The organism is Corynebacterium sp. HMSC28B08 (assembly GCF_001806865.1).
Taxonomy (GTDB): domain Bacteria; phylum Actinomycetota; class Actinomycetes; order Mycobacteriales; family Mycobacteriaceae; genus Corynebacterium; species Corynebacterium auriscanis.
In genome coordinates, this window is the sequence record NZ_KV786168.1 from 33,090 (window position 1) to 44,464 (window position 11,375).

Consider the following 11,375-nt stretch of genomic DNA (forward strand, 5'->3'; position numbering starts at 1 on the left):
GTCATCGTCTATTCATGCAGGCAACAATGCCTAATGGGGGTAGTTGAAAGGGGTAAGTCTAATCACATGTCTGGCATTCGGTAGTCACCTATGGCAATCTGTAGTCAGCGCCGCAAGAGCGGGGCACAGAACAAACCAAAGGAGGCCAACGTGATTGCCACTCAAGCGCCGCGTTACCGCTTCCGTGAGGGCGCACTAGACCACATCATGCGGTCAAGGAATCTCACCACCGATTCACAGCTCGCAGCAGCAATCGGAATCAAAGAAGAGGACTTGCAGCGCGTCCGAGCCGGAGCATTGGTCAGCGCCCGCCTAGCGCTCAAAGTCAGCGCACTTCAGGGCGACGAGGACTACATCATCGGCTATTTCGAGCCGATCTATGACCTAGCGGCATAAGAAAAGCCCCTGCTGGAACAGGGGCCTCAAGAGAAAATCGAACAGTCACTAAGGAGACTACACCATGAGTAATCAACTCGCATCCATCCCGTTTCACGGGCAAACGGTCCAGTCGGTACAGCTAGACGGGAAACCAACTGTGGCCCTCAAGCCCATAGTTGAAAACTTGGGTGTCGACTACAGTCGTCAACTCAAAAAGCTAAAGGAAAAGTCGTGGGCTAACCTTTCCGCCGTTTCGGTCGTGGCGGGAGATGGAAAGTCGCGGGAAATGACTTGCATCGACCTACGCACTCTAACGATGTGGCTCGCCACCATCGACGAAAACCGAGTATCCGAAGAAGCCCGCCCTCTCGTCGTGGCATACCAAGCAGAGATCGCCGACGTCATCGAGTCCTACTGGGCGAAAGGCGGCGCAATCAACCCCCGCGCCAACGAACACCAGATCAACGCCTTGATCTTCCAGGCCCGCTCTCAGATGGAACTCTGCCAAGCGGCCAAGGGGCTGATTCATCAGGATCACCTGGAAGCCAAGGCGCGGATCATCCTCGCCCGCGGTCTTGGTGAAGCACCGGAAATCGACCCGAAAACTCGCCCCCTGTACGCACAGGACTACCTCCGAGGCAAGAACCTATCCACCAAGCAGATGAAGTCCAAGGCGGGAATGTTTGGCAAGCGCCTCAAGAAGGCATACATCGACAAGTACGGGGTAGAGCCTCAAAAGTATGACCTTGATATGAAAAACGGGCAGGTCAGGCCGGTCAATGCCTACACGGAAGCGGATCGTGCGCTGATGGATTCGGTGTGGAATCAATACTTCGCGGAGGTATCAGCATGAGTGCTCCTGATCCCATTGACAGCCTGATCTATCTAAGCCGGGCGAATTCCATTGATTGGGTAATTGAGCAGATGGGTGTCCGTTTCGGACTCGACGATGAAAACGAAGATGTGCGTGAGCTCACCAAAACGCTAGACGGAGTGAAAGACATGCTACGCGACGCGGCGAAGATGCACTTCGATGGCCGGACGCAGTATTCAACCGGCGTGCCGTTCGAGCGGGTTTACCGCGCGCCGGGAATTGAGCCCGATCCAGACGGCGGCCCGGATCGGATCGTGCAGCAGGAATTCCACGTGGACATGAACCCCGATGGAACGCCAGAACATCCGTACAACCCGGTAGGTACCTGGATCACTTAAGAAAAGTTCTCCCGCAGGGGAGGCAAGCAACCCCCACTCACGAAAGGTACACCGATGAGCACCCTAGAAACCCTGTACAACCTCGAAGCCTCCTACCAGGCCTACATCTGCGAGGAACTGCTCGCGGAACCCCGCGACATGGACCACATCAACTACTTGGTCGAAAAGCTCCGCGCGGTCCGCGCCCACATCGACAGGGAAGTAGACGCCGTCTTGGCATAACCCCCCCGGTTCGTCTGGGAGGGGAAGCCTGGACGAGCCATACCAAAAATAAACGTCACTGTGACGTAACAGCCCCTACCTCGGATACGCCCAGAATCATGCTCTGGTGGGGCACAAGGGCACACGCCCGTGATATTTGAATAACTCCATAGTGCATAGCGCCGTCACACTACGGGACGGGACGACATGAGCAGCGAGCGCCGGTGACTAGACGCGCCACGACCTACCATGCCCTGGCCTACACCACACACCATTCGCACCGGTGAGTGAGGAAACAGACGAGCGCACATACAAAACAAAGCCCACACAGGAGCAAGTACGCCGCCGACCACGCCACAGGCGCGCGCCGGACGACGTACAGACGGGTTCGATTCCCGTCGTGGGCACAAGGGTGTGTGAAAGCCAGTTCCCGACGTTCCTGGCAAAGCAAGCGACCTACGGGCAGGCTCTCGCCTTTCTGACTGCCTCCGCGCGCTGCACACCCCCCCCAACACACACAAAGGCCCCACCCGTGGCAGCGGAATGGGGCCCTAAAAGAAAACGACTATTTGAAAGGAACAGTCGCAATGAAGATTACCAGACAGCGAGCGCGGTTCCTCATGGACAGCGTCGAGGACTCCATTGGAGAACGCCACGCCATGCTCACCATCAGCCAATTCGCCCAAATCGCCGGCAAAGACCGCATGACCATCTGGGACAGGTGCGCACGTGGTGAACTACCAGCCGTCCAGGAACGCAAGGGCGCTCAATACCGAATCCACTACCACCAGCTCGATAGCTACATCACCCCGGAGGTGGCGGCATGAGGCACAACGGAACTTCACCGTTCGATCGGATCTTCTTACCTCGTGACACCGAGGTGTGGCGCGACCATGTGCGCGTGATCGCCGAGATTGACCAGTGGCTCGAAGAAGACGAAAAGGCCTTGCGCAGGGAGCGGTTCTACCGGAAATTCGAAACCTGCTTCACCGGCACCCTACTCGCCCTCATCGCCATACTCGGAATCACCCTCATCACCTACAACACATGGAGGCTCATCTTCTAATGCCACTCATCGACCCATACGAGCGCGACTTAGGGACGCCATTGCCCAGCCCAGTCGCACACATCATCTTCACCATCATCTTCTTCACAGCCCTCATCGCCCTGGCGGTAATCCTATGAACTTCGAGGACAACGCCCGCCTGCAAATCTGCGTGAAAAAACTCCTCGCCCTCGGGTGGGGACCGACCGCCATAGGACAGCTTTTCGAGCTCACGAAAAAACAAGTGTACGAACTGCGTGATGGGCACACATTCCGCGCCGAGGTCGAAGACCGCATCATCAGCGCCCTCAACCGCGTCGAATTCCTCCCCGACCACATCACAGATGAAAGGCACTACACCTCGCAGCTGCGGGCTCTCGGCCACACCTATGAGGGGCTCGCCAAGCTGGTCGGCACCTCTGCCCATCACCTTTCGGGAGTCAAAGTGCGCAAGGTGCCGAAGCCCGAAGTGATCGACCGGCTGAAGCAACTCGGCGGGAACCAACTGTGCCACCCAGACCCATACACACTAACGCCCTGCGTCTATGAAGGGTGCCTCGCCGCAGGCGCATACGACCCGGTGGCGGAAGCCACGTTTTGCAGGGTCCACGCTGCTAACGCGCGTCGAATCCTCCACTCCTCGAAAGAAAGGATCGCAGCATGACCAACGACATTGACCTAATCATCCACAGCATGAGCCGGGTAGGGGAGGAAGCTATGGTCAGCCACGTTTACGGTGGCGACCCCATCAAAGGCGCCGTCCTCACAGGATTGCAGAACCGCGGACTCGTCGATCATCGTGGCGAAGCCACCGACTTAGGCCGTCAGGTCGCCGACTATCTCACAATTCACTAAAGGACACACGATGCCACAAAAATTAATCAGTTTTGACCATGATGAATGGCTTGAACAGCGCCGTTCCGTGTTGACCGCGACGGAGATTGCTAAGGCTATCCGATCGCCAAAATATGCCGGCGACCTGCGTGAAGAGAAGCGCACCGGCGTGCAACGGTTTCAAGGCAATGAGTACACGGATTGGGGTAAGCTCCGCGAGCCGGTCATTGCTAACTACATCTCAAGGCAGGTTGATGACCGATTGGTCACCAACGACGATCTGTGGATTAACGATGATTCCACTATCGGAGCCACGCCGGACATGGTGGATTCCCGTTACACGCGCGGTGAGCCTTTGCGCATCATCGCGGAAATCAAGACCGTTGTTGAGCATTTAGATTGGCTCGACGGTGATATTCCGCCGAAGTATTACGACCAGGTGCAGATTCAGATGCATGTGACTGAATCCGACGAATGCTTGTTCGCGTGGGAGCCGTACGAGCTGGTTGGCGATAGTTTCCGCGTTGCGGGGGAGATTCGAACACGTCTTATCAAGCGTGACGATGCGCGGATTTCCGAGCTGCTGGAATTTGCTGCGAAGTGGCGTGCTGGTGAAGCGGAAGAGCTTCCGGATATCACTTATCCACTGGAGCAGATCGCCAAGCTCACGGAGCAGAAGCGCGCCCTCGACGAGCTCATTTCCGAGTTGCGGGAAGAGATCACGTACCAGATCGGCGATGGTCCAGCCAGTTACGACTTTCCGGGGTTGGCGACGGTGACGATGAAGCGCGCATCTGTGCGCAAGACGTTCAACGCCGCGAAGTTCCGCAAGGATTACCCGGACATGGCAGCACAGTACACCGTCGAGAAAGAGGGGAAGCCCACCCTGTCCATCACGTTCGTTAAGGAGGATTAGCGATGGGGAATCAAATCAATCTGGACAATTATGAGCCAGTCGAGGAGCGCGTCATGCGCTTTAAGGAAAAGTATCCCGACTATCGGATGGCCAGCGAGATCGTGGACATGTCGGGCGATGTTGGTAGCACCCGGTGGGTGGTCAAGGTTACTTTGTGGCGCAGCTTTGAGGATGAGAAGCCACTGGCCGAGGGGCACGCTTTCGAGATTGATGGTGCCGGTATGACGCAGCGCACAGCAGCTCTGGAGACGTGTGAGACTTCGGCGCTTGGTCGCGCGCTTGCTAATGCCGGGTTTGCTGGTAACCGGCGTGTGACGCGCGAAGAGATGATGAAGCCGAAGATTCAAGAGCTGACGGATAAGGCTATGTCCTGTGAGAGTGAGGATCAGCTTAAGAAGGTGTGGCGGGAAGCTCAAGCTATCCATGTCCAGGACTCGCTGAGCAACATCATCAAGTTACGTAGGGCGCAGATCAATGGAACCGCTTAATCCTGTTCAGATTGAGCGTGATCTTCGTGAGACGAATCAGCGCATCTATAAGGGTGTTGAGATTGTCTCGAAGCGGTACGCGGAGTTCCTCAAAGCGAAATCGGAGTATGAGGACGCTCAAGCCCACGCGCTTCTAGCGGCGGAGGGCAGCATTAAGGATAAGGAAGCGCAGGCGACGATAGCAACGAAAGAGAGCCGCGACGCGCGTGATGTGGCCGACGCAGCGTACAGGCGGGCGAAAGACCTGCTCCGTGCTGTGGAGGGGGAGCAGTCAGCGTTGCAGACTATCTCGGCTGGAATCAGGCAGGCCTACGCGGGAGCGCATCATGGAACGCCGTAATCCGATGCCCCCGGCTATCGCAAACGCCGTTCTTGACCGAGCCGAGGGAACGTGCGAAGCGATGATTCCGGGCGAGTGCACGGGACGTGCGGAGCATCTTCATCACCGCAAAATGCGGTCCCAAGGCGGGGAGCACACTGAAGCTAACCTCATTGCCGTTTGTGGAGCTTGCCATAGAGCGATTCACAACTCGGGTGCTTGGTCTTATGAGCGCGAGCTGCTTGTCCGTGCGTGGAAAGAGCCAGAGTTCCCGCCAGCGTACTACCGGGGCATTTATGGAAAGGAGGATGACGACGATGGCACGTATCCGTACGATTAAGCCGCAATTCTGGCGATCGCCAGATGTGATGGAGCTTGATTATTTTCAACGGCTTTTGTTTATCGGCTTGTGGAACCTGGCCGATGACGAGGGGAGGGGAGTGTATGACCCTGCGTCAATCGCAGCCGATTTATTCCTCACGGAGTTCTCACTGAACCCTCACGGAATCATCACTGACGTTTCAAGAGCGTTCAGCGAGTACTCAAGTAGGTCGATGGTGGCCGTGTATGAGGTCAAAAAACGGCAGTTTTTCCAAATTTTGCAGTGGCAAGAGCACCAGCGCGTCAACCGGGCTAGTAAATCTCAAATACCGCCCATGACCAGCTGGAATGAGGAAACAAAATTAATCAGTGAGGACTCACTGAACACTCACGGAGGACTCACTCTAGGAATAAGGAATAAGGAACAGGGAATAAGGAATAAGGAAAAAGATATGTCCGAACCAAGTTCGGACGTGTCTGCCCCCAAACCGAACACCTACCCAACCGAGTTCGAACAATGGTGGCAGGCATACCCACGCCACAAGAACGCGTCGAAGAAAAAATCACTCAACTCATGGCGCAAGGCGCTCAAAGTCATCGATGCCGACCACCTCCTGGAACTCACCCGCGCTTATGCCATGAATCCGGGGGTCGATGAAATCCGACTCATTCCGCACCCAACCACGTGGCTCAATGAACAGCGCTGGGAGTCAGTCAACGACGCGGACACTCAACCGCTACCGCACAAGCGCAAGGGCGGGTGGGACTTTGGACGCTACGACGATCACCCGCCCGTCATTGATGCAGAGGTGTACCCCATGAGGGAGATTGCGCAATGAACAACCGCATCGAGTTCATGAAGCGGCTCATCGCTGCGGCGGAAAAACTCGCACCCAACCGCGTTCCCAACGGTGATGAGGACATGCTCCGCATTTGGTCGGAGGTCATTCCACTGGAGCGTTATCCCGAGCGTGTGTGGATCGACGCGGTCATTCGCTGGGGGAAGCGTGAGGGTGAGTTCCTCGAAGTGGGAACCCTCGAACGCCATGCCAGAGCGATCGCAGCGGAGTGGGACGCGGTGCCTACGAAACGCCAGGCTCTCGACCATCACCGCAATGCTTGTTTAAGCGCCCGAGAAGCCAAAGGTGAACTTCCACCCGGAACAACCTTTTCAGGCCAGCAGACGGCAACACAGCGCGTTTCCGGCCCCACCCAAGCCCAACGCGCAGCAATCAAACAAGCCGTGAAGAAAGCCCGCGAGAAAAGACTCGCCCGCGAAGGACGCGCCACAACCCCACAAGAAGCACTCACAAGACTCGACAAACTCGTCGAGCACTACGCAAACAAACAACCCAAGGAGACATAAATCCATGACCACCATGACATTCACCGGAAACCTTGTCCGCGACCCCAACATCAAGCGCCAACCAGACGGCAAAGCATGGGCAGGATTCACCATCCTCTGGTCAGAGCGCGAGAAGAACCAAGTCGGTCAATGGGCAGACACCCCTGCAATGGCAGTGAATGTGTCCTGCTACGGCAGCCTCGCTGAGAACGCGGCAACCACACTCGGCAAGGGCATGCGCGTCACCGTCACTGGACGCGCGAAGCCGAGCGTATGGAACTCGCAGCGAGGGGAACAAATGCAAATCTCCCTCACAGCCGATTCAGTGGCTGTGGACCTGCGCTTCGCAACCGCGCAAGTCACGAAATCAACCAGCAATCAAGGCCAGGGCAACAACTGGAACCAGCAGCCCAACCAGCAGCAGGCCGACCCATTCGGTAGCCAGCAAGAAACCCCATTCGGCGCAAGCAACGCTAACGACGAACCACCTTTTAACTAAGGGATTAGGGAATCAACAACGCACAGCCTAATCCCAAAAATGTGCAACCGAACCGCATGCAAAACGCTTTGTTTGTATGCGGCTATTTTTATGGAGAAAAAGTGGAAAGAAAGATAAATAGGTACAGAAAACCGAAAAGAAAAATAATCATCCCGCAACGAGTTCAGGAACGCGCAGCCACACGATACATAGTTGATAGCAAAGGTTGCTGGATCAGTACATACAGCACCGCATCACATGGCTATGCCCAAGTCGGCTGGGAGAATGAAAAAGATAGAAACATTGTCACGGCACACCGAGCAGCATGGGTCTACCATAATGGCCGGCAAATCCCAGAGGGCTATGTGATCGATCATTTATGCAAGTCAAGAAGATGCGTAAATCCAGATCATCTGCGTTGTTTAACAAACTTCGAAAATGCCAGAAGGACATGGGGTAAAGACTGGAAAGTGGGGGAATGCGCCAATGGCCACCCCAATAGTGAATTGTATTGGGACGGACAGCGATTCAGATGCAAACCTTGCACTCTCGAATCCCAGAGACGACACCGCGATAAGAAGCGGAGGATGAGACAACAGGCTCACGGGGAGGCTGCCTAATGAAAATGTTCATACCAGGAGTCCCCGCCCCACAGGGCAGCAAAAAAGGATTCATTCGAGGCGGACGAGTCGTCCTCGTCGAATCCTCCAAAAAGGTCAAACCGTGGCGGGAAACAGTCGCACAAGTCACCCGCCTGCACTGCACACAACCCATCCAAGGCGCAGTCAGCCTCAATGTTGTGTTCGTCCTGCCACGCACCAAAGCCATGGGCAGCAAGCCCGCACCACTCATGACACAGCGCCCAGACATTGACAAGCTACTGCGCTCCACAGCCGACGGGCTAAGCGGAGCAGCATACCTCGACGACGCGCAAGTCGTGCGAATCATCGGCACGAAGCGCCGCGCAGCGCCAGGCGAAAAAACCGGCGCACACATCACCATCACAGAAATCGGAAAAACCAATGAACCTGCAACAGTCGCTTAAAACATGGAAAACAGACCGCCTATGCGACGAGTGCCTGCACCTGCTCGAAAAGAAAGACGAAGACGCGAACTGGCGGCCTTACGTGCGCGAGCTTATGTCGCGCGTGATGGCGCAAGACGTGAAGCGAAAGGCCGGCAAACCGGCGAGTGTACAGGCGCTGAATCTAGCTGATGTGGAGCAGCGGATAGCGATTCAGAAACAGCAGTTAAAGGGTGCATTGATTCTGAACGATTATCTACTAAACCAAGTTCGCACAGCCAAGGGCACGAAATGATCTATCACTTCTAACAATCCAATCAATATCTAACAAGGAAACGATGATGTTTTTTCTAATCGCGGTGGAAATTGCGCTGATTATCGCAGCGGGATATTCCGCCTATCGCCTGTGGGCACAGAACTCACTCATTGAGCAGCACAAGGGCAAAAACATGGAGCTACGCAAGGAGGCCAAAGACGCGCGCGAAGAGGCCGCGTGGGCGGTCTATGGCCTACGCGGTCAAGTCCAGGAACTCAAACTCGAAGCGGAAGACCAGCGCCATAACGAAATGCTTTACGGACGCAAAGATGAAGCGAATATTCATAAGTGGTACCGGGACAAGCTTAAAAAGATCGCGGATAGCTTTGCTGACCAGTAACAATTCGGGAAATCCGAACAACCTCTAAGGAGACATAATGACTGCATATGATTACAGAAAAATCGCCGCGATTGTGGGCGAGGATAAGATCGACGCTTTGCGTAAGGCTGGCGTACAGATTGGGGAGAAGCCTAAGAAGCCAACGACGGGTTTGTTGGGGCGCTGGGCGAAGCATGAGCATTACGGCGACGTGCTGGTGATTGGAGACAAATTAGACGAGTGCGGATGCGCATTAATTGCGTTCCCTGATCCAGATTACCCAAACTCTGTACTAACTCCATTGGTGATCCTGTCCGATCTGACATTCCCGGAGGAAACAACCCGCCCGGAGGACGTACCAGTGGGTGAAGCATGGCTGGTGAACGTTGACGACGGGGCAGATAGAGAATGTGGAGTCGTAGCGCTTAAGTTTGACGATGATGGTAATTGGTATACGCGGGAAGTTAACGGTTGTACCACTTGGTACGACAGTGAAGTTACCTTGATTGCCCCGCTTGTGTCAGCCCGCCCTGCTGATCCAGAGACGGTAACGACGGAAAAAGAATACGCAGCACTGCCCGCGGGAAGCATTGTCGCGGGTAGTAGCAGCGACCCGTTCTTAAAGAACGCTGGAATCTGGATTGGTCCAGCAGCGACGCGTATGAGCAACTCGGAAATGGCCCGCAAAACCCGCCGAATTTTGCGCTGGGGGTGGGGAAAATGAGCCGCATCGAAAGGGCCGTTGCTTTGCTAAGGGCAGCCGTCACAGCATACACCCCAAACACCAGCACGAACGACGACCTGAGGCCATTTTTGGTGTACCTAGCTGAGACCCTCAACAATGCGGGACTGCTCACCCCCGACAAGCCGAAAACGGGCGACACGCCCATGAAGGAGGACGAGCAATGAGCCTACCAAGCGTCGAAAAGCTGCAAGAACTGCTGCGTAGTACCACACCCGGGCCGTGGCAATGGACAACCCCGGATATAGGCCCAAAGGGTGCTTATGGTGTGCCGGTGCGACTTCACCATTCCTACACGGTGGGGGGCGCGAACCGGGAATTGGTCGCCCTCGCCCCGGAGCTTGCGGAGGAAGTCATCCGGCTACGCGGGCACCTCATGCTCCTACAGCGGGACATGAGACACCAACCAGACAATTACCTCGCTTCCGAGGTAGCCAACGCGATCCGTCTCATCCTCGAAGGAGAAGAGTAGTGAATAAGCAATACGAGGCATGGAGCGATCAGGCGTGGGAGTACATCCTGCTGCTAAAGAGGCGCGGGCACTTCCGCGCAAGCTTGGACCTCAAGATGGCATTGAAGGTCCTCGACGAATTAATGGAGGAAGCAACAGTCGAACAGGTCACTGAAGATGTCCTATTTTACGTTGAGCAAGAATGACCCCGGGCGAAGCACGCGCGTTGCTAGACCAGGCGCGCAAAAACCACCCACAACCGGAGCATGCCCTACCACACATGGTGGATGGGAAGGACATTGTGGACATGCTGGAGACGATCATCGAAACGGGGGAGTCGTGACCGCCCCGCTGTTTCATGAGTCCCTGTTGATTTGTGAGTGCTGCGGGGAGTCATCGCCAACCCGATTCATGCACGAGTTGAACCACTATCTAGATCCGGGTGGTGAGTGTAGGAGCGCGCGATTGCGGCGGAGGCATGTGGAGGTTCGGGAGCTTCCGTGAATGTGGTGGGGGAGTTATGATGTCCCCAACCATGAAAATAGAACACTCATTCGATAATGTGTGTATCGTCAACGACGACTACCGCAACCACCTCAACCAACTACACCAGGCCCACGTCCTCATCACCGACCCGCCCTACGGCATGAAATACCGAGGCCACGGCAACAAACACAAACCCATCACAGGCGACAACACCACCCACGCCCGCGACGAACTCATCACTCACTGGGGAACAACCAAACCAGCCATGATCTTCGGAACATGGCGCGTCCCCAAACCCCAATGCCGAAACACCATCGCCTGGATCAAAACCAACACAGGCCCCGGCATGGGAGCCCTCGACCTCCCATGGGGCAGCGCATGGGAAGAAATCTACATCCTCGGCAAAGGCTTCTACACACCCCACAAACGCCAACCCAACCACACCCACATCAACGCCTACCCATCAGGCAGCAAACAACGCCCAAACCACCCCACACCCA

Annotated in this window: 24 protein-coding genes and 1 pseudogene; all 25 read left to right on the forward strand. The window is 55.7% G+C overall.

From position 1 onward, the window contains the following. Window positions 1–150 precede the first annotated feature (150 nt). Window positions 151–396: a hypothetical protein gene (locus tag HMPREF3098_RS06750; protein ID WP_070434507.1), complete on the forward strand. Its 246-nt coding sequence runs from the start codon at window positions 151–153 to the stop codon at window positions 394–396. A 64-nt stretch (window positions 397–460) separates the two neighbouring features. Continuing rightward, window positions 461–1,231: a phage antirepressor N-terminal domain-containing protein gene (locus HMPREF3098_RS06755; RefSeq protein ID WP_070434508.1), complete on the forward strand. Its 771-nt coding sequence runs from the start codon at window positions 461–463 to the stop codon at window positions 1,229–1,231. Beyond that, window positions 1,228–1,590: a hypothetical protein gene (locus HMPREF3098_RS06760; RefSeq protein WP_070434509.1), complete on the forward strand. Its 363-nt coding sequence runs from the start codon at window positions 1,228–1,230 to the stop codon at window positions 1,588–1,590. Before HMPREF3098_RS06755 ends, HMPREF3098_RS06760 begins: the two co-directional genes overlap by 4 nt. A 54-nt stretch (window positions 1,591–1,644) precedes the next feature. Next, on the forward strand, window positions 1,645–1,812 hold the full coding sequence (locus HMPREF3098_RS11525) for a hypothetical protein (protein ID WP_168156001.1): 168 nt from the start codon (window positions 1,645–1,647) through the stop codon (window positions 1,810–1,812). A 566-nt stretch (window positions 1,813–2,378) separates the two neighbouring features. After that, window positions 2,379–2,618: a helix-turn-helix domain-containing protein gene (locus tag HMPREF3098_RS06765; protein ID WP_070434510.1), complete on the forward strand. Its 240-nt coding sequence runs from the start codon at window positions 2,379–2,381 to the stop codon at window positions 2,616–2,618. Further along, a complete protein-coding gene (locus HMPREF3098_RS06770) occupies window positions 2,615–2,857 on the forward strand; it encodes a hypothetical protein (RefSeq protein ID WP_070434511.1) in 243 nt (80 codons plus the stop codon). Before HMPREF3098_RS06765 ends, HMPREF3098_RS06770 begins: the two co-directional genes overlap by 4 nt. Before the next feature lie 115 nt (window positions 2,858–2,972). Beyond that, entirely contained in the window at window positions 2,973–3,500 is a 528-nt protein-coding gene (locus tag HMPREF3098_RS06775; RefSeq protein ID WP_070434512.1) for a hypothetical protein, read from the forward strand. Continuing rightward, window positions 3,497–3,691: a hypothetical protein gene (locus HMPREF3098_RS06780; protein WP_070434513.1), complete on the forward strand. Its 195-nt coding sequence runs from the start codon at window positions 3,497–3,499 to the stop codon at window positions 3,689–3,691. Before HMPREF3098_RS06775 ends, HMPREF3098_RS06780 begins: the two co-directional genes overlap by 4 nt. Before the next feature lie 10 nt (window positions 3,692–3,701). After that, a complete protein-coding gene (locus tag HMPREF3098_RS06785) occupies window positions 3,702–4,586 on the forward strand; it encodes a YqaJ viral recombinase family protein (RefSeq protein ID WP_070434514.1) in 885 nt (294 codons plus the stop codon). Window positions 4,587–4,588: 2 nt separating this feature from the next. Next, complete coding sequence (locus HMPREF3098_RS06790) at window positions 4,589–5,074, forward strand: hypothetical protein (protein WP_070434515.1); 486 nt, start codon at window positions 4,589–4,591, stop codon at window positions 5,072–5,074. Next, complete coding sequence (locus tag HMPREF3098_RS06795; protein ID WP_070434516.1) at window positions 5,061–5,414, forward strand: hypothetical protein; 354 nt, start codon at window positions 5,061–5,063, stop codon at window positions 5,412–5,414. The genes HMPREF3098_RS06790 and HMPREF3098_RS06795 overlap by 14 nt, the downstream gene beginning before the upstream one ends. Further along, a complete protein-coding gene (locus HMPREF3098_RS06800) occupies window positions 5,401–5,733 on the forward strand; it encodes an HNH endonuclease (RefSeq protein WP_070434517.1) in 333 nt (110 codons plus the stop codon). The genes HMPREF3098_RS06795 and HMPREF3098_RS06800 overlap by 14 nt, the downstream gene beginning before the upstream one ends. After that, window positions 5,711–6,553 carry a hypothetical protein gene (locus HMPREF3098_RS06805; protein ID WP_070434518.1) on the forward strand — a complete coding sequence of 281 codons (843 nt, stop codon included), beginning with the start codon at window positions 5,711–5,713 and terminating at the stop codon, window positions 6,551–6,553. Before HMPREF3098_RS06800 ends, HMPREF3098_RS06805 begins: the two co-directional genes overlap by 23 nt. Beyond that, the gene (locus HMPREF3098_RS06810) at window positions 6,550–7,080 is read left to right on the forward strand and encodes a hypothetical protein (protein WP_070434519.1); all 531 of its coding nucleotides are present in this window, start codon (window positions 6,550–6,552) and stop codon (window positions 7,078–7,080) included. The genes HMPREF3098_RS06805 and HMPREF3098_RS06810 overlap by 4 nt, the downstream gene beginning before the upstream one ends. A 4-nt stretch (window positions 7,081–7,084) precedes the next feature. Then, a complete protein-coding gene (gene ssb, locus HMPREF3098_RS06815) occupies window positions 7,085–7,558 on the forward strand; it encodes a single-stranded DNA-binding protein (protein WP_070434520.1) in 474 nt (157 codons plus the stop codon). A 56-nt stretch (window positions 7,559–7,614) separates the two neighbouring features. Further along, complete coding sequence (locus tag HMPREF3098_RS12075) at window positions 7,615–8,157, forward strand: HNH endonuclease signature motif containing protein (RefSeq protein ID WP_083284275.1); 543 nt, start codon at window positions 7,615–7,617, stop codon at window positions 8,155–8,157. After that, complete coding sequence (locus HMPREF3098_RS06820; RefSeq protein WP_070434521.1) at window positions 8,157–8,582, forward strand: RusA family crossover junction endodeoxyribonuclease; 426 nt, start codon at window positions 8,157–8,159, stop codon at window positions 8,580–8,582. The genes HMPREF3098_RS12075 and HMPREF3098_RS06820 overlap by 1 nt, the downstream gene beginning before the upstream one ends. Then, on the forward strand, window positions 8,560–8,856 hold the full coding sequence (locus HMPREF3098_RS06825; protein WP_070434522.1) for a hypothetical protein: 297 nt from the start codon (window positions 8,560–8,562) through the stop codon (window positions 8,854–8,856). Before HMPREF3098_RS06820 ends, HMPREF3098_RS06825 begins: the two co-directional genes overlap by 23 nt. 43 nt (window positions 8,857–8,899) lie before the next feature. After that, window positions 8,900–9,217, forward strand: a complete 318-nt coding sequence (locus tag HMPREF3098_RS06830; protein WP_141739699.1) for a hypothetical protein — start codon at window positions 8,900–8,902, stop codon at window positions 9,215–9,217. Between the two features lie 37 nt (window positions 9,218–9,254). After that, window positions 9,255–9,920, forward strand: coding sequence for a hypothetical protein (locus HMPREF3098_RS06835; RefSeq protein WP_070434524.1), 666 nt, complete (start codon window positions 9,255–9,257; stop codon window positions 9,918–9,920). Continuing rightward, entirely contained in the window at window positions 9,917–10,105 is a 189-nt protein-coding gene (locus HMPREF3098_RS06840) for a hypothetical protein (protein ID WP_070434525.1), read from the forward strand. Before HMPREF3098_RS06835 ends, HMPREF3098_RS06840 begins: the two co-directional genes overlap by 4 nt. Beyond that, window positions 10,102–10,410, forward strand: a complete 309-nt coding sequence (locus tag HMPREF3098_RS06845) for a hypothetical protein (protein ID WP_070434526.1) — start codon at window positions 10,102–10,104, stop codon at window positions 10,408–10,410. Before HMPREF3098_RS06840 ends, HMPREF3098_RS06845 begins: the two co-directional genes overlap by 4 nt. Further along, window positions 10,410–10,595 (forward strand): hypothetical protein, encoded by a 186-nt coding sequence (locus HMPREF3098_RS06850; protein ID WP_070434527.1) that lies wholly within the window; start codon window positions 10,410–10,412, stop codon window positions 10,593–10,595. Before HMPREF3098_RS06845 ends, HMPREF3098_RS06850 begins: the two co-directional genes overlap by 1 nt. Beyond that, a complete protein-coding gene (locus HMPREF3098_RS11530) occupies window positions 10,592–10,732 on the forward strand; it encodes a hypothetical protein (protein ID WP_168156002.1) in 141 nt (46 codons plus the stop codon). Before HMPREF3098_RS06850 ends, HMPREF3098_RS11530 begins: the two co-directional genes overlap by 4 nt. A 192-nt stretch (window positions 10,733–10,924) precedes the next feature. Next, a pseudogene (locus tag HMPREF3098_RS06855) lies at window positions 10,925–11,375 on the forward strand (hypothetical protein); the annotation flags it as partial.

Excerpts from the sequence above, each read along its gene's own strand:
- HMPREF3098_RS06755 (WP_070434508.1), top strand. The coding sequence starts at position 461 with ATGAGTAATCAACTCGCATCCATCCCGTTTCACGGGCAAACGGTCCAG.
- HMPREF3098_RS06760 (WP_070434509.1), top strand. The coding sequence starts at position 1,228 with ATGAGTGCTCCTGATCCCATTGACAGCCTGATCTATCTAAGCCGGGCG.
- HMPREF3098_RS11525 (WP_168156001.1), top strand. The coding sequence starts at position 1,645 with ATGAGCACCCTAGAAACCCTGTACAACCTCGAAGCCTCCTACCAGGCC.
- HMPREF3098_RS06765 (WP_070434510.1), top strand. The coding sequence starts at position 2,379 with ATGAAGATTACCAGACAGCGAGCGCGGTTCCTCATGGACAGCGTCGAG.
- HMPREF3098_RS06770 (WP_070434511.1), top strand. The coding sequence starts at position 2,615 with ATGAGGCACAACGGAACTTCACCGTTCGATCGGATCTTCTTACCTCGT.
- HMPREF3098_RS06775 (WP_070434512.1), top strand. The coding sequence starts at position 2,973 with ATGAACTTCGAGGACAACGCCCGCCTGCAAATCTGCGTGAAAAAACTC.
- HMPREF3098_RS06780 (WP_070434513.1), top strand. The coding sequence starts at position 3,497 with ATGACCAACGACATTGACCTAATCATCCACAGCATGAGCCGGGTAGGG.
- HMPREF3098_RS06785 (WP_070434514.1), top strand. The coding sequence starts at position 3,702 with ATGCCACAAAAATTAATCAGTTTTGACCATGATGAATGGCTTGAACAG.
- HMPREF3098_RS06790 (WP_070434515.1), top strand. The coding sequence starts at position 4,589 with ATGGGGAATCAAATCAATCTGGACAATTATGAGCCAGTCGAGGAGCGC.
- HMPREF3098_RS06795 (WP_070434516.1), top strand. The coding sequence starts at position 5,061 with ATGGAACCGCTTAATCCTGTTCAGATTGAGCGTGATCTTCGTGAGACG.
- HMPREF3098_RS06800 (WP_070434517.1), top strand. The coding sequence starts at position 5,401 with ATGGAACGCCGTAATCCGATGCCCCCGGCTATCGCAAACGCCGTTCTT.
- HMPREF3098_RS06805 (WP_070434518.1), top strand. The coding sequence starts at position 5,711 with ATGGCACGTATCCGTACGATTAAGCCGCAATTCTGGCGATCGCCAGAT.
- HMPREF3098_RS06810 (WP_070434519.1), top strand. The coding sequence starts at position 6,550 with ATGAACAACCGCATCGAGTTCATGAAGCGGCTCATCGCTGCGGCGGAA.
- ssb (WP_070434520.1), top strand. The coding sequence starts at position 7,085 with ATGACCACCATGACATTCACCGGAAACCTTGTCCGCGACCCCAACATC.
- HMPREF3098_RS12075 (WP_083284275.1), top strand. The coding sequence starts at position 7,615 with ATGCAAAACGCTTTGTTTGTATGCGGCTATTTTTATGGAGAAAAAGTG.
- HMPREF3098_RS06820 (WP_070434521.1), top strand. The coding sequence starts at position 8,157 with ATGAAAATGTTCATACCAGGAGTCCCCGCCCCACAGGGCAGCAAAAAA.
- HMPREF3098_RS06825 (WP_070434522.1), top strand. The coding sequence starts at position 8,560 with ATGAACCTGCAACAGTCGCTTAAAACATGGAAAACAGACCGCCTATGC.
- HMPREF3098_RS06830 (WP_141739699.1), top strand. The coding sequence starts at position 8,900 with ATGATGTTTTTTCTAATCGCGGTGGAAATTGCGCTGATTATCGCAGCG.
- HMPREF3098_RS06835 (WP_070434524.1), top strand. The coding sequence starts at position 9,255 with ATGACTGCATATGATTACAGAAAAATCGCCGCGATTGTGGGCGAGGAT.
- HMPREF3098_RS06840 (WP_070434525.1), top strand. The coding sequence starts at position 9,917 with ATGAGCCGCATCGAAAGGGCCGTTGCTTTGCTAAGGGCAGCCGTCACA.
- HMPREF3098_RS06845 (WP_070434526.1), top strand. The coding sequence starts at position 10,102 with ATGAGCCTACCAAGCGTCGAAAAGCTGCAAGAACTGCTGCGTAGTACC.
- HMPREF3098_RS11530 (WP_168156002.1), top strand. The coding sequence starts at position 10,592 with ATGACCCCGGGCGAAGCACGCGCGTTGCTAGACCAGGCGCGCAAAAAC.